The organism is Streptomyces sp. NBC_01431 (genome assembly GCF_036231355.1).
In the GTDB taxonomy this organism is placed as follows: Bacteria; Actinomycetota; Actinomycetes; order Streptomycetales; family Streptomycetaceae; genus Streptomyces.
The window spans coordinates 5,397,366-5,417,480 of the sequence record NZ_CP109496.1; the positions used below are offsets into that span (position 1 = coordinate 5,397,366).

General features: G+C 71.3%; 12 protein-coding genes. 9 read left to right on the top strand and 3 right to left on the bottom strand.

Going from position 1 to position 20,115, the window contains the following annotated elements; translation table 11 throughout:
- Positions 1 to 72 precede the first annotated feature (72 nt).
- The 9 genes from OG522_RS24725 (at position 73) to galE (ending at position 14,345) form a co-directional block, all read left to right on the top strand.
- A complete protein-coding gene (locus OG522_RS24725; RefSeq protein ID WP_329465183.1) occupies positions 73 to 1,617 on the top strand; it encodes a CYTH and CHAD domain-containing protein in 1,545 nt (514 codons plus the stop codon).
- 82 nt (positions 1,618 to 1,699) lie between these two features.
- Positions 1,700 to 3,625, top strand: coding sequence for a TIGR03960 family B12-binding radical SAM protein (locus OG522_RS24730; protein WP_329465184.1), 1,926 nt, complete (start codon positions 1,700 to 1,702; stop codon positions 3,623 to 3,625).
- 351 nt (positions 3,626 to 3,976) lie between these two features.
- On the top strand, positions 3,977 to 4,828 hold the full coding sequence (locus tag OG522_RS24735) for a TIGR03936 family radical SAM-associated protein (protein WP_329465185.1): 852 nt from the start codon (positions 3,977 to 3,979) through the stop codon (positions 4,826 to 4,828).
- A 238-nt stretch (positions 4,829 to 5,066) separates the two neighbouring features.
- Complete coding sequence (locus OG522_RS24740) at positions 5,067 to 9,116, top strand: Rne/Rng family ribonuclease (RefSeq protein ID WP_329465186.1); 4,050 nt, start codon at positions 5,067 to 5,069, stop codon at positions 9,114 to 9,116.
- 381 nt (positions 9,117 to 9,497) lie between these two features.
- Positions 9,498 to 9,818, top strand: a complete 321-nt coding sequence (rplU, locus tag OG522_RS24745) for a 50S ribosomal protein L21 (protein WP_114036861.1) — start codon at positions 9,498 to 9,500, stop codon at positions 9,816 to 9,818.
- 14 nt (positions 9,819 to 9,832) lie between these two features.
- Positions 9,833 to 10,087 (top strand): 50S ribosomal protein L27, encoded by a 255-nt coding sequence (gene rpmA / locus OG522_RS24750; RefSeq protein ID WP_267053230.1) that lies wholly within the window; start codon positions 9,833 to 9,835, stop codon positions 10,085 to 10,087.
- A gap of 142 nt (positions 10,088 to 10,229) precedes the next feature.
- Positions 10,230 to 11,669, top strand: coding sequence for a GTPase ObgE (obgE, locus tag OG522_RS24755; RefSeq protein ID WP_329465187.1), 1,440 nt, complete (start codon positions 10,230 to 10,232; stop codon positions 11,667 to 11,669).
- A gap of 53 nt (positions 11,670 to 11,722) precedes the next feature.
- On the top strand, positions 11,723 to 13,345 hold the full coding sequence (locus OG522_RS24760; protein ID WP_329465188.1) for a glycosyltransferase family 2 protein: 1,623 nt from the start codon (positions 11,723 to 11,725) through the stop codon (positions 13,343 to 13,345).
- A 16-nt stretch (positions 13,346 to 13,361) separates the two neighbouring features.
- Positions 13,362 to 14,345 carry a UDP-glucose 4-epimerase GalE gene (galE, locus tag OG522_RS24765; RefSeq protein WP_329465189.1) on the top strand — a complete coding sequence of 328 codons (984 nt, stop codon included), beginning with the start codon at positions 13,362 to 13,364 and terminating at the stop codon, positions 14,343 to 14,345.
- A gap of 62 nt (positions 14,346 to 14,407) precedes the next feature.
- On the opposite strand, the gene OG522_RS24770 is transcribed toward galE, so the two are convergent.
- The 3 genes from OG522_RS24770 to OG522_RS24780 are packed head-to-tail and all read right to left on the bottom strand — an operon-like array spanning position 14,408 to position 19,989.
- A complete protein-coding gene (locus OG522_RS24770) occupies positions 14,408 to 15,931 on the bottom strand; it encodes a DUF6056 family protein (RefSeq protein ID WP_329465190.1) in 1,524 nt (507 codons plus the stop codon).
- A gap of 24 nt (positions 15,932 to 15,955) precedes the next feature.
- On the bottom strand, positions 15,956 to 17,122 hold the full coding sequence (locus OG522_RS24775) for a glycosyltransferase (protein WP_329465191.1): 1,167 nt from the start codon (positions 17,120 to 17,122) through the stop codon (positions 15,956 to 15,958).
- A complete protein-coding gene (locus OG522_RS24780; RefSeq protein ID WP_329465192.1) occupies positions 17,119 to 19,989 on the bottom strand; it encodes a bifunctional glycosyltransferase/CDP-glycerol:glycerophosphate glycerophosphotransferase in 2,871 nt (956 codons plus the stop codon). Before OG522_RS24780 ends, OG522_RS24775 begins: the two co-directional genes overlap by 4 nt.
- Positions 19,990 to 20,115 lie beyond the last annotated feature (126 nt).

Sequence of the window (20,115 nt, forward strand, 5' to 3'; positions counted from 1 at the left end):
CGCCGGACCGGCCGGAGAAATGGCTGGTCCGGCGTACTGCCGTCCACCGTCGAACACGTCTAGATTCTGGTCATGGCGGACACGAAGCGCGAGATCGAGCGGAAATTCGAGTTCACACCGGCCGACGCGGAGACGGCGCAGCTCCCCGACCTGACCCGAGTGGCGGGCATCGACAAGGTCGCCGGCCAGGGCGTCGCCGAACTCGACGCCGTCTACTACGACACCGACGACCTGCGCCTGGACGCCGCCTCGGTCACCCTGCGCCGCAGAACGGGCGGATCCGACGCCGGCTGGCACCTGAAGTTCCCAGTGGCCGCGAGCGTCCGCGACGAGATCCGCGCCCCGCTCTCCGACCGCCTCCCGCGCTCGCTGGCCGCCCTGCTGCGCTCCCGCGTCCGCGGGGCCCAACTCGTCCCCGTCGTACGGCTGTTGTCCTCCCGCGACGTACGCCACCTGCTCGCCGAGGACGGCTCGCTGCTCGCCGAACTCAGCATCGACACCGTCCGTGCCGAAGGGCTGCGCGCCGGGTCCTCGACGGCCGCCTGGACCGAGATCGAGGTCGAACTCGCCGACGGCGTCCACGACCAGAGCATCCTGGACCGGGTGGAGACCCGGCTACGCGAGGCGGGCATCCACCCCGCGGCCAGCCCCTCCAAGGTCGCCCGCGCCCTGCACGAGACGGCGCCGCCGAACTCCCCGAAGCCGGCCCCCCACACCACCGCGCCCGCCGAAGGCACCGCGGGCGCCCACGTGCTCGCCTTCCTGCGCACCCAGCGCGACGCCCTGGTCGCACTCGACCCGGCCGTCCGCCGCGAACTGCCCGACTCCGTGCACCAGATGCGCGTCGCCACCCGCCGGCTGCGCAGCGCGTTCAAGACGTACGCCGCAGTCGTCGACCGGACGGTGAGCGACCCCCTGGGCGACGAGCTCAAGTGGCTCGCCGCCGAACTCGGCGTCGACCGCGACCAGGAAGTCCTCGCCCAGCGCCTCAAGACCCGCATCGACGCGCTGCCCCGCACCCTGCTGCTCGGGCCCGTGCGCGGCCGGCTGCGCATCTGGACCGTGTCCCGCCGCACCGGCTCCCGCCGCACCACCATCGCCGTCCTCGACAGCAAGCGATACCTGCGGCTGCTCGACGCTCTCGACGCGCTGCTCGCGGCCCCGCCGCTGCTCCCTGCAGCGGACCGGCCCGTTTGCGGCGTACTCGTCAAAGCGGTCCTCAAGGACTACGACCGGCTCGCGGGCCGCGTCCGCACCGCGCTCGACCTCGCACCTGGTCACGACCGGGACGTCGCCCTGCACGAGGCCCGCAAGGCCGCCAAGCGTGCCCGGTACGCCGCCGAGGCCGCGGCCGCCGCCCTCGGCAGGCCCGCCGAGAAGTTCGCGAAGCGGATGAAGGCCGTGCAGAACGTGCTCGGCGACCATCAGGACAGCGTGGTCGCCCGCGACTCCCTGCGGACCCTGGCCGCCCAGGCCCACGCGGCCGGAGAGTCCGCGTTCACCTGGGGACTGTTGTACGGGCAGGAGGAGGCAGCGGCCGCCGAGGACGAGCGTGAACTGCCCGTGGTCTGGGCCCGCGCGGCCAAGGCGAAGCTCAGGCGGAGGCTGGGCGCCTGACCGGGGCCGTTCGGCGGGAAGGGGCGGCCCCGGCTCGGGTTACGCTTGAGAGTCGCCCCCCGCCAGCCACGAAGGTCCGGAGATGTCTGCCGAATCGGTCTTCCCACAGCTCGAAGCTCTGCTCCCGCATGTGCAGAAGCCCATCCAGTACGTCGGCGGTGAGCTGAACTCCACCGTCAAGGACTGGGACAGCACGGACGTCCGCTGGGCGCTCATGTACCCGGACGCGTACGAGGTGGGCCTGCCCAACCAGGGCGTCATGATCCTCTACGAGGTACTGAACGAGCGCGAGGGCGTCCTCGCCGAGCGCACGTACAGCGTGTGGCCGGACATGGAAGCACTCATGCGCGAGCACCAGGTGCCCCAGTTCACGGTGGACTCGCACCGCCCGCTGAAGGCGTTCGACGTCTTCGGGCTCAGCTTCTCCACCGAGCTCGGCTACACCAACATGCTCACCGCGCTCGACCTGGCGGGCATCCCGCTGGAGGCCAAGGACCGCACGGTCGACGACCCGATCGTCCTCGCGGGCGGCCACGCGGCCTTCAACCCCGAGCCGATCGCGGACTTCATCGACTGCGCCGTCATCGGCGACGGCGAGCAGGCCGTGCTCGACATGACCGAGATCGTCCGCGGCTGGAAGGCCGAGGGCCGCCCCGGCGGGCGCGAGGAGGTCCTGTTCCGCCTCGCGAAGACCGGTTCGGTGTACGTCCCCGGCTTCTACGACGTGGAGTACCTGGCCGACGGCCGCATCGCCCGTGTCGTACCGAACAAGTCGGGCGTGCCCTGGCGGGTGTCCAAGCACACCGTCATGGACCTCGACGAGTGGCCCTACCCCAAGCAGCCCCTGGTCCCGCTCGCCGAGACCGTCCACGAGCGGATGTCCGTGGAGATCTTCCGCGGCTGCACCCGCGGCTGCCGTTTCTGCCAGGCCGGCATGATCACGCGCCCCGTGCGGGAGCGAAGCATCACCGGCATCGGCGAGATGGTCGAGAAGGGCCTGAAGGCGACGGGCTTCGAGGAGGTCGGCCTGCTGTCGCTGTCCTCCGCGGACCACTCCGAGATCGGCGACATCGCCAAGGGCCTCGCGGACCGCTACACCGAGGACAAGATCGGCCTGTCGCTGCCCTCCACCCGTGTGGACGCCTTCAACGTCGACCTCGCCAACGAGCTGACCAGGAACGGCCGTCGCTCGGGTCTCACCTTCGCCCCCGAGGGCGGCTCCGAGCGCATGCGCAAGGTCATCAACAAGATGGTCTCGGAAGAGGACCTGATCCGTACCGTCGCGACCGCGTACGGCAACGGCTGGCGCCAGGTCAAGCTGTACTTCATGTGCGGCCTGCCCACCGAGACCGACGACGACGTCCTCCAGATCGCCGACATGGCGATGAACGTGATCCAGAAGGGCCGCGAGGTCTCGGGTCAGAACGACATCCGCTGCACCGTCTCGATCGGCGGATTCGTCCCGAAGCCGCACACCCCCTTCCAGTGGGCCCCGCAGCTGAGCGCCGAGGACACCGACGCGCGTCTGACCAAGCTGCGCGACAAGATCCGCGGCGACAAGAAGTACGGCCGCTCCATCGGCTTCCGCTACCACGACGGCAAGCCCGGCATCGTCGAGGGCCTGCTCTCACGCGGCGACCGCCGCGTCGGCGCCGTCATCCGCGCCGTCTACGAGGACGGCGGCCGCTTCGACGGCTGGCGTGAGCACTTCAGCTACGACCGCTGGATGGCCTGCGCCGAGAAGACCCTGCCCGCCTTCGGCGTGGACGTCGACTGGTACACCACCCGCGAGCGCACCTACGAGGAGGTCCTGCCCTGGGACCACCTCGACTCGGGCCTCGACAAGGACTGGCTCTGGGAGGACTGGCAGGACTCGCTCGACGAGACCGAGGTCGAGGACTGCCGCTGGACGCCGTGCTTCGACTGCGGGGTGTGTCCGCAGATGGACACGTCCATCCAGATCGGGCCTACGGGCAAGAAGCTGCTCCCGCTCTCGGTCGTCAAGTAGCCGCTTGACCACACGAAGGGCCCCCGCCCGGACGGCGGGGGCCCTTCGTGCGTGCGCCCCGGCCGGGTGATCGTGGCGGTCCTGATTGACGTCGTTGATCAGCACGGTGGGCGGGCCGGGAACCTGGGTGGTGGCGGGCGCGTACTCTGGGTAGTACAACTACTGCCTCCGGCGCGGTGCCCGCCCCCGAGATCTCCTTCCGTACGACGGAGGGATGAGCCGGGCGGCGAACGGCCCGCGACCGGAGGGGCCCCCACAGGACGGTGGGCGGCGCCTACCGCGCCCGCCCCGCACCGAGGAGAAGAACCACTGGGCAAGCGACAGCCCGAAGGCCCGCCGCCCGCACCTGCGGTGCAGCGCATCCGACTGCGCTACACCAAGCGCGGCCGCCTCCGGTTCACCAGCCACCGTGACTTCCAGCGCGCCTTCGAGCGGGCCCTGCGCCGCGCCGAGGTGCCCATGGCGTACTCGGCGGGCTTCACCCCGCACCCCAAGGTGTCGTACGCGAACGCCGCACCCACCGGCGTCGGCTCCGAGGCCGAATACCTGGAGATCGCGCTCACCGCGCAGCGCGACCCCGAGAAACTGCGCGCCCTGCTCGACGAGTCGCTGCCCACCGGCCTCGACATCGTGGACGCGGTCGAGGTGCGTACCTCCGGTCTCGCCGACCGGCTGACCGCCTCCGTATGGGAGCTCCGGCTCGACGGGGTGACCGTCGAAGCCGCCGGGAAGGCCGTGGCCACGTTCCTGGCCGCCGAGGCCGTCGAGGTCCAGCGCAAGACCAAGAACGGCATGCGCACCTTCGACACCCGGGGCGCCGTCGCCGAACTCCAGGCGCTCGCTCCGCAGGCCGACACGGCCGGCTCCGCCGCCGCTACGCCGGTCGATAGGCCGGTGGGCGACGCCTGTGCGATACTGCGGCTGGTAGTGCGGCACCTGACACCTGCCGTGCGACCCGACGACGTCCTGTCCGGTCTCCAAGCTGTGGCCGACCTGGCGCCGCCGGTCCCCGCAGCGGTGACCAGGCTGGCGCAGGGGCTCTTCGACGAGGAGTCCGGCACGGTGACCGACCCGCTCGCGCCCGACCGCGAGGCAGCCCCGGCCGCACCACCATTCCCCAAGTTCTCGGCTTCGCTCGAACTGGGGGAGACCCCAATCGCCGGGACCGCCACCGCAGAGGTGCCGGAAGGTCCCGCCGCGTAAGGGCAGTCGTTGTAGCGCAGCCCTGGCACTCGGGAGCCACCTGGGTCGGGCCGCGCACTGACCTAAAAGACTTTCGCCAGGCCGTGCGTACATCGCGCAGGGAACCGGCGAGCCAGACATAACAGCTCCCGTGCGGCGCCCGCGCCCCGGACGGCGGCACCCGCGCACATCACGCGGTACGTGCCGCCGGACCGGAAACAGGCGCGGCGCCCGGGAGCGTGACGGGAGCTACGCCCGCATGCTTGAGCAGAACGAACCCGGTACGGCCGGGGACACCACCACCAACGACCAGAACAGCCCCAGCGACACGCTGCCGCCGCGCCGCAGGCGCCGCGCTGCCTCGCGTCCCGCGGGCCCGCCGGTGGGCACGCAGAACGCGGAGTCCACCGAGCAGAGCCCGGCGCAGACCGCTGACGCGGCAGCGCCGGTGGCCGCCGAGGCCTCCGCCGAGGAGGCCCCCGCGCCGCGCACCCGCCGCCGCGCCACCCGCAAGGCCACGGCTCCGGCCGGTGCGCCCGCCGCGGAGGCCACGGAGAGCGCCGAGTCGGCTCCGGTCGCGGCCGAAGCCGCTGGATCCGCCGCCGAGGAGACTCCGGCGCCGCGTGCCCGCCGTCGTGCGACGCGCAAGGCCACGGCTCCGGTCGGCTCGCCTGCCGCCGCCGAAGTGGCCGAGGCGACCGAGACGCCTGCCCCGGCCGAGGCCGCTGCCTCCGACGACACCGAGGCCGCCCCCGCGCCGCGTGCCCGCCGCCGCGCCACCCGCAAGGCGACCGCCCCGGCCGGCGCGCCCAAGGCCGCCGATGAGGCGATCGAGGTCGCCCAGGCGACGGCGCCGGTCGTCGCGCCCGAGAGCGCCGAGGAAGCCGCCGCCGAGGAGACCGCCGCCCCCGCGCCGCGGACCCGTCGCCGGGCGACCCGCAAGGCGACCGCCCCGCAGACCACCGTCGCGGCCCCGGCCGTCGCCGAAGCAGCCGAGCCCGAAGCGCTCGAAGGTCCCGAAGAGACCGAAGAGCTCGAAGAGACCGAGGAAGCCGCCGAGGCCGTCGCCGAGGTCCCGGTCCCGCAGGACGAGGCCCCGCGCGGCCGCACCCGCCGCCGTGCCACCCGCCAGGCGACCGCCCCGGCCGGTGCGCCCAAGGCCGCCGCCGAGGAGCCCTTCGAGGCCGCGGCCCCCGCCGCCGAGCCCTCCGAGGACGAGGCCCCGCGCGGCCGCACCCGCCGCCGCGCCGCCCGGCCCGCGTCCGCCCCGCAGTTCACCCCGGTCGAGCCCGAGCCGCAGCCGGCGGCGCAGGCCGAGACCGAGGAGCCCGCCACCGGCGGCCGCTCCCGCCGCCGTGCCACGCGCCCCGCCGTCGCCGTCTTCCAGGCCCCGGTCTTCACCGAGCCGATGTTCCAGACCCCGGAGACCGCCGCTGCCGCCGCTGCCGCCGCGCGCGTCGAGGAGCCGGCCGAGGCCGAGGACGCCGCCGTCGAGGCCGCCGAACCGGTCGCCGCCGAGCCGCAGGGTCGCGCCCGCCGCCGCCGTCGCCGTGGCGAGAGCGCCGAGCCGGTGCTCGACAAGGCCGCGGAGGAGCCGGCCGAGGAGCACGTGGAGGAGGCCGCCGAGGCCGAGGCCGACGCGGAGTCCGAGGACTCCGACGACGACCGCCCCTCGCGCCGCCGTCGCCGTGGCGGCCGTCGCCGCCGCCGCGGCGAGTCCGCCGAGGCGGAGGACGCCGCGGAGGAGCAGGCCTACGAGCCGGCCGAGCAGAGCGAGACCGAGCCGGACGAAGAGGACGACGAGCACGAGTCCGAGCACGAGGACGACGGCACCCCGTCCGCGGCCGGCACCAGCAGCAGCCGTCGCCGGCGCCGCCGCCGTCGCCGCAGCGGCGACGCGGGCCCCGAGGCCGAGCAGGGCGCCGACGACCCGGAGCGCACGGTCGTCAAGGTCCGCGAGCCGCGCCCGGCCCGCGAGCGCGCCGAGGCCGCTCCGTCCACCTCCTCCGACGAGGTCCAGTCCATCAAGGGCTCGACGCGTCTGGAGGCGAAGAAGCAGCGCCGCCGCGAGGGCCGCGAGCAGGGCCGCCGCCGCGTCCCGATCATCACCGAGGCGGAGTTCCTGGCCCGCCGCGAGGCCGTCGAGCGCGTCATGGTCGTCCGCCAGAGCGGCGAGCGCACCCAGATCGGCGTCCTGGAAGACAACGTGCTCGTCGAGCACTACGTCAACAAGGAGCAGGCCACCTCGTACGTCGGCAACGTCTACCTGGGCAAGGTCCAGAACGTACTGCCGTCCATGGAGGCCGCGTTCGTCGACATCGGCAAGGGCCGCAACGCCGTCCTGTACGCCGGTGAGGTCAACTTCGAGTCGCTCGGCATGGGCAACGGCCCGCGCCGCATCGAGGCCGCCCTCAAGTCCGGCCAGTCGGTGCTCGTCCAGGTCACCAAGGACCCGATCGGCCACAAGGGCGCCCGCCTGACCAGCCAGGTCTCGCTGCCCGGCCGCTACCTGGTGTACGTGCCCGAGGGCTCGATGACCGGCATCAGCCGCAAGCTGCCCGACACCGAGCGCGCGCGTCTGAAGACCATCCTCAAGAAGATCGTCCCCGAGGACGCGGGCGTCATCGTGCGCACCGCGGCCGAAGGCGCGAGCGAGGACGAGCTGCGTCGTGACGTCGAGCGGCTCCAGGAGCAGTGGGCCGAGATCCAGAAGAAGGCCAACCAGATCTCGACGTCCTCGCCGTCGCTGCTCTACGGCGAGCCGGACATGACCGTCCGGGTCGTCCGCGACATCTTCAACGAGGACTTCACCAAGGTCATCGTCAGCGGTGACGAGGCCTGGGAGACCATCCACGGGTACGTCTCGCACGTCGCGCCCGACCTGGCCGACCGGCTGTCCCGGTGGACCAGCGAGGTCGACGTCTTCGCGACGTACCGGATCGACGAGCAGCTGGCGAAGGCCCTGGACCGCAAGGTCTGGCTGCCGTCCGGCGGCTCGCTGGTGATCGACAAGACCGAGGCGATGATCGTCGTCGACGTCAACACCGGCAAGTTCACCGGTCAGGGCGGCAACCTCGAAGAGACCGTGACGAGGAACAACCTCGAAGCGGCCGAGGAGATCGTGCGTCAGCTGAGGCTGCGCGACCTGGGCGGCATCGTCGTCATCGACTTCATCGACATGGTCCTGGAGTCCAACCGCGACCTGGTCCTGCGCCGTCTGCTCGAATGCCTGGGCCGCGACCGCACCAAGCACCAGGTGGCCGAGGTCACGTCGCTCGGCCTGGTCCAGATGACCCGCAAGCGGGTCGGCCAGGGCCTGTTGGAGTCGTTCTCCGAGACCTGCGTCCACTGCAACGGGCGCGGCGTGATCGTGCACATGGAGCAGCCGACCAGCGCCGGCAACGGTGCGGGCAAGCGCCCCAAGAAGCGCGGCCGCGGCGGCGCCGAGCACGACCAGCACGTCCACGAGCACGAGGCCGTCGAGTCGGTCGAGTCGGTCGAGTCCGTGGATGTCGAGTCCGAGGCCGAGGTCGCCGCCGAGGTCGCGGCGCCCGTCGCGCTGGCCGAGCCGGAGTTCGTACCCGACGAGGAGCTGTACAGCAGCGTCGCCGAGGCGGAGGCCGCGGCTCGTGGCGGGCGCTCCCGCCGCCGGGCCACCCGCAGGGCATCGGCCCCGGCCGGTGCGCCCCGTGCGGCGGCCGCCGAGGCCCCGGCCGCCGCGGTCGAGGAGCCCGAGGCTCCGCAGGCGGTCACGGTCGCGTCGTTCATCGAGGACGACGCCCCGCGCGGCCGCACCCGCCGCCGCGCCACCCGCAAGGTGTCCGCCCCGGCGGGCGCGCCGAAGCAGGCCGTCGCCGAGCCGGTGGTGGTCGTGACGGAGACCGAGCCGAAGGCGGAGGAGCCCGCCGAGCGGGAGCCCGTCGCCGAGCCTGTCGTCGAGGAGGCGCCGGTCGCCGCCCCGCCGCGGGCCCGCCGCCGGGCGACCCGCAAGGCCACGGCCCCGGCCGGTTCGCCGTCGGGTGGCGAGGACGCGGCGATCGTCGTGGTCGCCGCCGAGCCCGCCGAGTCCGAGGCTCCGGTCGCGGAGCCCGCCGAGTCCGAGGCCCCGTCCGCCGAGGAGGCCGCTCCGGCCAAGAAGGCGGCCCGCAAGACCGCCAAGAAGGCCACCGCGAAGAAGGCCGCCACCAAGAAGACGGCGGCCAAGAAGACCGCGGCGAAGAAGACGACCGCCAAGAAGGCCGCGGCCAAGAAGACGACCGCGGCGGCCGAGCAGCAGCAGTCGGGCGTTTCGGCATCGGCCGACAGCTGACCGAGAGCCCTCGCCCAGCCGACGTACACCCAGCGGTAGTTGGCTGACGTACGGCCAAGGAGCCCGTCCCCGGAACACCGGGGGCGGGCTCCGTCGTACCGTGCGATCAGCAAAGCCGTCATCCCCGCCGCCGGGCTCGGCATCCGGGTCCTTCCGGCCACCAAGGCGCCGAAGCGGCTGCGTGGGTTTGGTCACGCAGGAGTGCGGGTAACAAGGCCGGTTTGACCCACCACGCCCGGCCCCGTAGCCTTGACCCTCGGCGTGTTTATATACGCGCCTGCCCCTGAGCACCTCACCTCCCGGTCCGCCGGGGGAGGCCCCCTGCTTTCCTGCGGGAGGGCTGGCTTCAAGGGTTCCGTATCGAGCGAGAGAGAGATCCGCGTGTACGCCATCGTGCGCAGCGGTGGTCGCCAGCACAAGGTTGCTGTCGGCGACATCGTTGAGGTTGACAAGATTTCCACTGCCAAGGTTGGCGACACGGTCGAGCTCTCGACCCTGCTCGTTGTCGACGGCGACGCTGTGACCAGCGACCCGTGGGTGCTGGCCGGCATCAAGGTCACCGCCGAGGTCGTGGACCACCACAAGGGTGCCAAGATCGACATCCTTCGGTACAAGAACAAGACCGGCTACCGCCGTCGCCAGGGCCACCGCCAGCAGTACACGGCGATCAAGGTCACCGGCATCCCCACGGCTGCGAAGTAAGGGACTGAGGAGACATGGCACACAAGAAGGGCGCATCGTCCACTCGGAACGGTCGCGACTCCAACGCTCAGCGGCTCGGCGTCAAGCGCTTCGGCGGCCAGACCGTCAACGCCGGTGAGATCCTGGTCCGCCAGCGCGGCACCCACTTCCACCCGGGTGCGGGCGTCGGTCGCGGTGGCGACGACACCCTGTTCGCGCTGCAGGCCGGTGCGGTGCAGTTCGGCACCCACCGTGGCCGCAAGGTCGTGAACATCGTTCCGGCTGCCTGATCACCAGGCACTCGTAGAGCGGTTTCAGCGGAGGCGGACCTCACTTCCCCCACGGGAAGCGGGTCCGCCTTTCGCGTGTTACTAGATAGACAATCCGTACACTCCCGGCCCTGGGCCGGGAGCACCCCCAGGAGGCACACCCATGACCACCTTCGTGGACCGCGTCGAGCTGCACGTCGCCGCGGGTAACGGAGGCCACGGCTGCGCCTCCGTTCACCGTGAGAAGTTCAAGCCGCTCGGCGGCCCGGACGGCGGCAACGGCGGCCGTGGCGGCGACGTCATCCTGGTCGTCGACCAGTCCGTGACGACCCTCCTCGAATACCACCACTCGCCGCACCGCAAGGCCACCAACGGCAAGCCCGGCGAGGGCGGCAACCGCTCCGGCAAGGACGGCCAGGACCTGATCCTGCCCGTGCCGGACGGCACCGTCGTCCTGGACAAGAAGGGCAACGTGCTCGCCGACCTCGTCGGAGAGGGCACCACCTTCATCGCCGCCGAAGGCGGCCGCGGCGGCCTCGGCAACGCGGCGCTCGCCTCCGCCCGCCGCAAGGCCCCCGGATTCGCGCTGCTCGGCGTGCCGGGCGCGGACGGCGACATCGTCCTGGAACTCAAGACCGTCGCCGACGTCGCCCTGGTGGGCTACCCGAGCGCCGGAAAGTCCTCGCTGATCTCCGTCCTCTCGGCCGCCAAGCCGAAGATCGCGGACTACCCGTTCACCACCCTGGTCCCCAACCTGGGCGTGGTCACCGCCGGCTCGACCGTGTACACCATCGCGGACGTCCCCGGTCTGATCCCCGGCGCCAGCCAGGGCAAGGGCCTGGGCCTGGAGTTCCTGCGGCACGTCGAGCGCTGCTCGGTCCTCGTGCACGTCCTGGACACCGCGACCCTTGAGTCCGAGCGCGACCCGGTCTCCGACCTCGACATCATCGAGGAGGAGCTCAAGCAGTACGGCGGCCTCGACGACCGCCCGCGCATCGTCGTCCTCAACAAGATCGACATCCCGGACGGCAAGGAGCTCGCGGACATGATCCGCCCCGAGCTCGAAGAGCGCGGCTACCAGGTCTTCGAGGCCTCCGCGGTCGCCCGTACGGGCCTGAAGGAGCTGTCCTTCGCGCTCGCCGGGATCGTCGCCGAGGCACGCGCCGCCAAGCCGAAGGAGGAGGCGACCCGCATCGTCATCCGCCCGAAGGCCGTTGACGACGCCGGCTTCACCGTCGTCTTCGACGAGGCGAACGAGGTCTACCGGGTGCGCGGCGAGAAGCCGGAGCGCTGGGTGCGCCAGACCGACTTCAACATCGACGAGGCCGTCGGCTACCTCGCGGACCGCCTCAGCCGCCTCGGCGTCGAGGACGCCCTGCTGAAGGCCGGCGCCCACGCGGGTGACGGCGTTGCGATCGGGCCCGAGGACAACGCGGTCGTCTTCGACTGGGAGCCGACGATGATGGCCGGCGCCGAGATGCTGGGCCGCCGAGGCGAGGACCACCGCTTCGAGGCGCCGCGTCCCGCCGCCCAGCGACGCCGGGACCGCGGAGCCGAGCGCGACGAGGCGGACCAGGAGTTCAAGGAGTTCGGGCCCTTCTAGGCCCGCCTGCGAGGCCGGGCGGGCGCTTTTCGGGGCTCCCGTAGGATTCACGGGTGAGCCAGAGCCCCACCATCCCGCCCGGCCCGGCCGGCGTCAGCGTCGTCGTCATCGCCTACAACGACGCCGAGCTGGTCGGTGACGCCGTCCGGTCCGCCCTCGCGCAGGGCCCGGCCGTCACCGAGGTCGTGGCCGTCGACGACTGCTCCAGCGACGCCACCGCGGCCGTCCTTGAGGAACTCGCCGCCGCCGAGCCCCGGCTGACGGTGGTGCGCCGCACCGACAACAGCGGCGGCTGCGGAACTCCCCGCAACGACGGCATCGCCGCCGCCACCGCCCCCTACGTCATGTTCCTGGACAGCGACGACGTCCTGCCCCCCGGAGCCGTCGCGGCGCTGCTCGCCACCGCCGAGGAGCACGGCAGCGAAGTGACCGTGGGCCGGGCCGTGCGCCGCGAACTGCCCGCCGGCCGCGACGTGCCCTGGCAGCCCGGCCTGTACCGGGAAGCGGCCGTGTACGAGTCGCCCGAGGCCGAGCCGAAGCTGCTGCACGACACCCTGTGCGTCAACAAGCTCTACCGCCGCGACTTTCTGAATGACCGTCAACTACGGTTCCCCGACGGCAAGTTCACATACGAGGACTTCGTCTTCACGGCCCGCGTGTACGCCGCCGCGCCCCGCGTCGCCGTCGTGCCGCAGCTCGTCTACGTCTGGCACGTGCGCCGCGCCGCCGCCCAGGTCTCCATCTCGCTGGCCCGCAAGGACATCGCGAACTGGCAGGCGCGCATCGCCGCCCACACCCGGGCCGTCGAGGCGCTGCGGGCCGCCGACCGCAAGGCGCTCGCCGCCGCCTGCCGCACCAAGTTCATCGACTACGACCTGTGCCTGTACCTGCGCGAACTGCGCGTGCGCGACGCCGGGTACCAGGGCGACTGGTGGCGGCTGACCCGCGACTACCTCGCCGCCTTCGAAGCCGCCGAAGTGGCCGCGGCCGCCGCCCCGGCCCGCTGGGCGGCCGCGGTGGTGCTCGCCGCCGAAGCCCCCCGCGACCTCGACCGGCTCTCCCAGCTCGCCGCCGACCCGGCCCGCCTGACCCCGCCGTACGCCACCGCCGAATCCGGCCCGGTCTGGGCGGACGACCTGGGCGTGGCGCTGGACGGACTCGACGTCCTGCCCGCCGACCGGCTGCCGCTCACCGTCGACGCCACCCTGCTGCCCGGCCGGCGCGGCATCCTCAAGCTGCGCGTGCACGAGCTGTACGGGCGCCTCGGCGCCCTGACGAGCGCCGACGTCGAGTTCGTGCCCAGGGACGGCGGCGACAGCGCCCTGACCCTCACCGCGCCGATGGTCGCGGGCGACGGCGGCTGGAGCGGGCAGGTGCCCGTGACGCTCGCGAGGCTGGCCGCGGCGGGCGGCCGCGGCACCCAGATCTGGGACCTGAGGGTCCGCCTGAACACCCCCACCGGCTCCGGCCCGCACACCACGCTCCGGGCGCAGCCCTCCGGGCTGCGGCGCACGGCCGTCCCCGGCAGCCGGTACGGTGTTCTGCTGGTGCAGCCGTACCGGACGTCGAGCGGTTCGCTCGCGGTGCGGCTCGCACCCGGAGTGCAGGGGGCCATCGGGGTGGTCGGCGGCAAGCTGCGCCGACTGACCCGGACAGCCCGATCAACGCGACGATGAGGACGTGGACGCGCATATGACTTTTCTGATCACTGGCGGCGCCGGATACATCGGCTCCCACGTCGTGCGGGCCATGACGGCTGCGGGCGAGCGGGTCGTCGTCCTCGACGACCTGTCCACGGGCGACGCGGCCCGCCTGCCGCAGGGCGTGCCGCTGGTGGTCGGCTCGGTCCTGGACCGCGAGCTGCTCGACCGCACCCTCACCGACCACGCGGTCACCGGCGTGGTGCACCTGGCCGGCAAGAAGCAGGTCGGCGAGTCCGTCGAGATCCCGCTGCACTACTACCGGGAGAACGTGTTCGGCCTCACCGTGCTCCTGGAGGCCGTCGCCGACGCGGGCGTGCGCACCTTCCTGTTCTCCTCGTCCGCTTCGGTGTACGGCATGCCCGACGTCGACCTGGTCACCGAGGACACCCCGTGCCTGCCGATGAGCCCGTACGGCGAGACCAAGCTGGCAGGTGAGTGGCTGGTGCGCGCGGCCGGCAAGGCGCACGGCATCGCCACCGGCTGCCTGCGCTACTTCAACGTGGCGGGCACCGCCACCCCCGAACTCGCCGACACCGGCATCTTCAACCTCGTGCCGATGGTGTTCGAGAAGCTGGAGGACGGCGAGCCGCCGCGCATCTTCGGCGACGACTACGAGACCTCCGACGGCACCTGCGTGCGCGACTACATCCACGTCGAGGACCTCGCCGACGCCCACCTGGCCGCCGCCCGCAAGCTCGCCGAGTCCGCGAAGGCAGGCGAGTACGGTGACCTCACCGTCAACATCGGCCGCGGCGAAGGCGTTTCGGTGCGCGAGATGGTCGACCTGATCAACGAGATCAGCGGCCGCGCCATCGCCCCCGAGGTCCACCCGCGGCGCGCGGGCGACCCGGCGCGCGTCGTCGCCTCGGCCGACCGCATCGCCGCCGAGCTGGGCTGGAAGGCCCACCACGACGTGCGCTCGATGATCTCCTCGGCGTGGGCGGGCTGGCGCCACCACCGCGACGCCGTCTGAATACCGCGTACAACGAGAAGGGGCACCCCGCTCGCGGGGTGCCCCTTCTCGTTGCCGGACTGCTACGGCTTGTGGATGCGGTCCACGCCGTAGTACTTCGAGGTGCACTGGGCGACCCAGTCACGCTTGTAGTTCTTGGTGAAGAACGGCTCGGCGAGCGAACCGATGTACATCGGCTTGTACTCCACGTCCGTCTCGCCCTTGGCGATCTCGGAGCGGATCTTCGTGTTCTGCTTGTCCCACGCGATGCTGCGGTACACCGTCGAGACGGCCAGCTTCTGCACCGAGGGCACCAGCGCCGCCGTCGCCGACAGCGCGAACGCGCCGACGAGCAGTGTCGCCACCACCGGCACCGCGCGCGGCAGACGGCGCTCGATGATGTGGCGCCCGGCCCAGTGGCCGAGCAGCACACCGTAGCCGCACAGCGCGATCACCAGCGGGATCATGAAGTTCATCCAGGTACGGGCGTACGTCCAGCCCGTCGGCCCGTAGCCGTCGCGCAGCGCGTACGCCACGAGCAGCGTGCACAGCGCGATCAGCGGAACCGGAAGGATCGCGATCACGCGCATCATCACGGCCGGCGGACGCGAGACGGCGGGCGACTCCCGGCGCGGCGCCAGGAACGCGACGGCCAGGCCCAGGAGCAGACCGGCGGCCACGGCACCCAGGTAGATCCACTGGTGCAGGATCGTGTCCCAGATGTGGAAGTAGTCCTTGAGGACGTCCCCGACGCTCATCTTCGTCGGCGGGGTCTGCGCCCGGCGCCAGCGGGCACCCGGCGAGGTGTACAGGAAGGCGAGGCCGATCACGGCCGCCGCGCAGTACACCGCCGACCACGTGAACGGATACCAGCTCTTGGCCACGCGCAGACGCGGCAGGCACACCAGCGCGGCCGTGCCGACCAGTACGCAACTGACCACCGTGAACGGCTCGCTGAGCGTGCCGATCGCGAAGCCCACCACACCGGTCAGCACCAGGGCGGTGTTGCGCAGCGACTTGCGGCCGGTGCGGAACGCCCAGATCCCGAACAGCAGCGCCCACAGGGCGATGATGAACGGCATCGTGTGCGAGATGGTCGCCGGGGTCCAGAGCAGCACCTGGTAGGAGCGGGTGCCGGCGAAGAACAGCAGGGCTTCGAGGACCATCGTCACGGCGACGAGCAGCAGCAGCGGAGCCCTCATCCCGAACAGCCGCAGGATCTCGCGGCCGAGCAGCACCAGGCCCACGCCCATGGTGACCACCAGGATCACGGGCAGCACCTTGATGCCGAACAGGCCGTCCGAGTAGATGATCCCGCTCAGGAAGGCGTTGGTGACGCGGCCGTTCTGGGTGTTGTAGAAGTCGGACGTGATGCCGAAGACACCCATGTCCCGCGACTTCCAGGCCGCGCACCAGTCGTCGGACGTCGGCCGCACATAGAGGCCGAGGAAGGCGCCGACGGACAGGAGGACGCCGGTCGCGGCGGTGATTATGCCGGCGGTCCACAGCAGAGCTCTACGAGCCCCCGACCGCTCGGAGCGGTCGCCGGTGGAGCTTGGCGCCTGGGCCGCACTGTCATCGGCGGCCACAGTGGTCGATGAGTTCATGATTCCAGGGGGTCTCGGGGGCGGTCAGCGCTGGAGCAGGTCGAAAAGCGACTCCCAGCGGCGGACGATCTCCTCGGTCCGATACCGCTGGATGTTCTCGCGGGCCGCCTCACCGAGACGGTCGCGCAGTTCCTGGTCGGCGATGAGGCTGCCCAGGCGGCGGGCGAAGACGTGCGTGTTGCCGGGGGGCGCGAGCAGGCCGTCCTCGCCGTCCCGGATGATCTCGTGGATGCCGGGGGCGACGTCGAAGGCGACACACGGCACGGCCGTCGCCATCGCCTCCATCAGCGACAGCGGGAAGCCCTCGCCGCGGGAGGCCAGCGTGAAGACCGAGCCGTCGCGCAGCGCGCCCGCAGGGTCGTCGGTGCGGCCCATCCACTCCACCGAACCGTCCAGGCCGAGCTCGGTGCACTGCTTGCGCAGCGCCTGCTCGTCGGAGCCCGAACCGTAGATCCGCAGCGTCCAATCGGGGTGCACCGGAGCCACCTCGGACCAGGCGTCAAGGAGCAGGTCGGTGCCCTTCTCCTCGTGCAGCCGGCCGATGCTGACCACGTGCTTCTCAGTGCGCGGCGAGGGCACCTCGGGGAAGAACGGCAGCGGGTTGGGCATGAAGCCCACGTTGTCCAGGCGCTGGAGCGCCCACAGGTCGGCGTCCTCGCGGGTCAGCGCGAGCATCCGGTCGACGTCCTGGTAGAACCGCTTGACGCGGGCGAAGCGCGAGGACTTGCGGCACGTCTCGTACGACTCGTGCGTCATGCCGATGACGGTCAGGCCCGAGGTGTCGGCGAGCGCCACCCACTCCATCGCCCACACCTGCGTGACGATCACGACCGCACCCGGCCGGGCCTGCTGGAACAGCCGGGTCATCTTCGCGGCCTGCTCGTGCATGCCCGCGGTGCGGGCGGCCCGGCGCCGGTGCTCGGCGACGTTCAGCCTGCCCTTGAGGCCGCCCGAACGGCCGCCCGACGGCGGGTGCACGTCGTACAGCGTCGTCGTCGCGTACGGCAGGTCGTCGTCCAGCTCGTGCTCCACCGTCGGCGGAGTGATGCCGATGACGTGGACCGTGTTGCCGCGCTCCACGAACAGGCGGGCCATCTGGTGCGACCACGTGGTCACGCCGCCCAGTTCGTTGACGGCGTTGGAGACGAAAAAGATGTCACGGCCGCCGTCCGTGGCGGTCACTTCAGTCACTTACCGCTCCCGGGAGTGAAGAACTTGGCAACGATCTGCTGGGCCGCGGTGCCCTTGTCGTACTCACCGAACTCGGTGGCGAAGCGTTCGCGCGCACCGGCGTAGTCGCAGTCCACCGCCTTGAGGCCGTCCACCACCGCGAACAGCTCGCTCTGAGTGGCCACCACCGGCCCCGGCGCCTTGTCCCGCAGATCGAAGTAGGTGCCGCGGGTCTCGTCCGCGTACTCCTCGTAGTCGTACGCGAAGAAGATCATGGGACGGTCGAGCAGAGCATAGTCGAACATCAGCGACGAATAGTCGGTGATCAGACCGTCGGCCAGGGCAAGCAGCGGGGTGATGTCGTGGCCCTGCGACACGTCGATGACCTTGCCGCGCACCGACGGCGGAAGCACCACCTGGTTGAGGTAGTGCGAGCGGATCAGCAGGGTGTAGCGGTCGCCGAAGCGCTCCGCGAACTCCTCGACGTCAAAGGGCAGTTCGAACTTCTTGACCGCGCCCGACTCCAGGGCCCGGAACGTCGGCGCGTACAGCAGCACCGTCTTGTCCGCGTCGATGCCCAGCTGTTCGGCGATCGGGCCGCGGACCCGCTCACCGGTGTCGGCCTCCTGCTCCCGCGCCGTGACCAGCGCGTCGTTGCGCGGGTAGCCGGCGCGCAGCAGCACCTCGTCACGCAGCCGGAAGCCGCTGGCCAGGGTGCGCACATCGTGCTCGGAGCGGATCAGGAAGTGGTCGAAGCGGTCCAGGACCTTCTGGTGGGTGGCCTGGCCCGCCCGGTTGAGGAGCTTCATCTGCGGCACGTCGAAGCCCATCCGCTTGAGCGCGCTGCCGTGCCAGGTCTGGATGTAGGTGGTGCCCGCACGCTTGGTCAGCTTCATCGGGAAGCCCTGGTTGTCGATCCAGAACTCGGCCTGCGCCAGCGCCCGCAGATACGGGTAGCTCCACCGCTTGACCAGCGTGGCGTCCTTGGGGAAGCCCGTCGGCTTGGGGCCGTCGTAGGACCACACCGCCTCGAACTGCACGCCCTGACGGCGCATCTCGTCGTAGATCGCCTTCGGACTGTCGCTGAACTGCTTGCCCATGTGGCTCTCGAAGACCACCAGACCCTTGCGGATCGGCAGCTTGGAGAAGACCTCGTGGTACACGCGGATCTTGGTGTCGCCCGAGCTGAGGTCCTTCTTCGCCTTGCGGGCCTTGCGCAGACCCTTCTTGGCCATCGAAGCGGCCTTGCTCTGCAGCGCCTCGCCGATCAGCTCCTGGGTACGGACGGTGGCCTGGCCCTCGGCGGTCAGCAGGTAGGACAGATTGCCCTTCGCCGAGATCTCCGGCACCAGACGGTCGGCGACCAGGCGGGTCAGCCGCGGCCGGATGCGCAGCGGCCGCGCCGCCTCCAGCTCGATGCGGCCGGCACCCAGGCGCGTCGAGACCTGCTCGCCGTCGACGCTCAGGTTCACCCACACGTCCCAGACCACGTCGATGATGCCGAGCGGCCGCAGCTTGCGCGCGAGGTCCGCCTGAGCCGTCCAGTCCAGCGTCTGGCCCGAGTGCACCACAGAGGTCAGCGGGAACTTGAACGACTGAAGGCTGGCGCGGCGGGCCCGGAACTCCAGCGTGCCGCCCAGCTTGGCCTCGGGACGGATCCGGCCCAGCGGATTGACCACCGCGCCGCCGAGCCGCACCTTGCCGCGCCCGTCGTCGGCGTACGAGGTGAGCCGGTTGCCCAGGGCGAGCTGAGCCAGCGGGCGGGTGTGGTAGCCGAGCCCCGTCACATCCAGGAGCCTGGCCCCCTCGGGAGTGTCGAGGTGCTCGCCGCACCAGTAGATCCGGCCGTCCCGCTCGATCAGCGGCGACGTCACCGTGTTGCGGCGGATCAGCGCGTCCACGGCGGGCAGCAGGTTGTCCCAGTCGCCCTGCTGGAGCAGATAGGAGCAGATCGCCTGGATCGGCAGCACACTGTCGTACGCCTCGGGGGAGAGGTCCGCCAGGTACTCGCGCGACAGCTCGGCGAACTCCGCCCGGTACTCCTCGTCGCGGTGCGGCAGGTCCCGCAGGTGCAGCACCAGGTCGTGCTTGAGGAACTTGACGTCCTTGGCGAGCCGCAGCCCGTGCAGGTCGTTGCGCTCCAGGAGCGCCTCGATCCGCCGGTGGATCTCCAGGCGGTGCTCGTAGTTGGTCATCTCGTGACGCCGGTTGGTGACCGACTTCACGGCCGCCTTCTCGTGCACGTTCCAGAAATAGACCTGGTTGGGGATGAGGGTGATGCGGCTCGCGGCGAGATAGGCCTCGGCGATGAACATCAGGTCCTCGTAGAACATGCCCTTGGGGAAGCGCAGGTCATTGTCGACGAGGAAGTCGCGGCGGTAGCACTTGTTGGTGGAGAGGGTGTCCCAGACGAACAGGTCCGGAAGCTCGGTGATCGACTCCAGGGTCCGCGTGGTCTTGTAGAGCCACGGGTACCACTCGGTGCGCTTGGTGGTGCGGGTGCCCTGCGTCAGCCGTACACAAAGACCGGAAACGATGTCTGCCTGCGTTTCCTCGGCCGCCTCCAGCATGTTCCGGCAGGCGTTGTGCTCCAGCACGTCGTCGCTGTCCAGGAACATGATGTAGCGGCCGGTGGCGTGCCCGATGCCCACATTGCGCGGTTCACCGCCGGCGCCACTGTTCTCGGGCAGCTGGAATGCGCGCACGCGGCCCGGATGAGAAGCTTCCAGTGCTTGGGCGACCTCGAAGGAACCGTCGGTGCTGCAGTCGTCGACGATCACGACCTCGACGCTGTTCAACGTCTGGTCCAAGACCGATTGGACAGCCGTCGGCAGGCGATCTGCGTCGTTGTAAACGATGGCGATCACGGAGACGTCAGGCACTGGCACCTCAATCCACTTGTTCTACTCGCAGGCGCTTCAACGCTACCTGGTATTCGCAGCGTGCTCTGCAGCCGCCCGGTCGGACCCGGCCGCGAGGCAAAAGGGACATAGTCAGGGCTGTCGTGCTCTGTC

What these genes read in the sequence shown, in the direction of transcription:
- OG522_RS24725 (WP_329465183.1), top strand. Translation starts at nt 73, where the DNA reads ATGGCGGACACGAAGCGCGAGATCGAGCGGAAATTCGAGTTCACACCG.
- OG522_RS24730 (WP_329465184.1), top strand. Translation starts at nt 1,700, where the DNA reads ATGTCTGCCGAATCGGTCTTCCCACAGCTCGAAGCTCTGCTCCCGCAT.
- OG522_RS24740 (WP_329465186.1), top strand. Translation starts at nt 5,067, where the DNA reads ATGCTTGAGCAGAACGAACCCGGTACGGCCGGGGACACCACCACCAAC.
- rpmA (WP_267053230.1), top strand. Translation starts at nt 9,833, where the DNA reads ATGGCACACAAGAAGGGCGCATCGTCCACTCGGAACGGTCGCGACTCC.
- obgE (WP_329465187.1), top strand. Translation starts at nt 10,230, where the DNA reads ATGACCACCTTCGTGGACCGCGTCGAGCTGCACGTCGCCGCGGGTAAC.
- galE (WP_329465189.1), top strand. Translation starts at nt 13,362, where the DNA reads ATGACTTTTCTGATCACTGGCGGCGCCGGATACATCGGCTCCCACGTC.
- OG522_RS24770 (WP_329465190.1), bottom strand. Translation starts at nt 15,931, where the DNA reads ATGAACTCATCGACCACTGTGGCCGCCGATGACAGTGCGGCCCAGGCG.